Source organism: Clostridioides sp. ZZV14-6150 (genome assembly GCF_020657875.1).
Lineage (GTDB): Bacteria > Bacillota > Clostridia > Peptostreptococcales > Peptostreptococcaceae > Clostridioides.
In genome coordinates this window covers 1-221 of record NZ_JAGWDA010000114.1, presented here as the reverse complement: position 1 = coordinate 221, position 221 = coordinate 1, and the positions used below count along the sequence as shown (strand labels likewise).

Below are 221 nucleotides of genomic sequence, written 5' to 3'. Positions count from 1 at the left end.
TCTGCTCCTGTATTTCCTGTTGCTCCTGTTGGGCCTGTTGCTCCATCTGCTCCTGTATTTCCTGTTGCTCCTGTTGGTGCTGTTGCTCCTTCTGCTCCTGTTGCTCCTGTTGCTCCTGTTGCTCCTGTTGGTCCTGTTCCTCCTTCTGCTCCTGTTGTTCCTGTTGCTCCTGTTGCGCCTGTTGCTCCATCTGCTCCTGTATTTCCTGTTGCTCCTGTTGG

Annotated in this window: 1 protein-coding gene; it reads right to left on the bottom strand. The window is 53.4% G+C overall.

All coding sequences use genetic code 11. The features are described from left to right. The coding region (locus tag KGF41_RS21235) for a hypothetical protein (RefSeq protein ID WP_227857153.1) at positions 1-221 on the bottom strand (221 nt) is incomplete at both ends.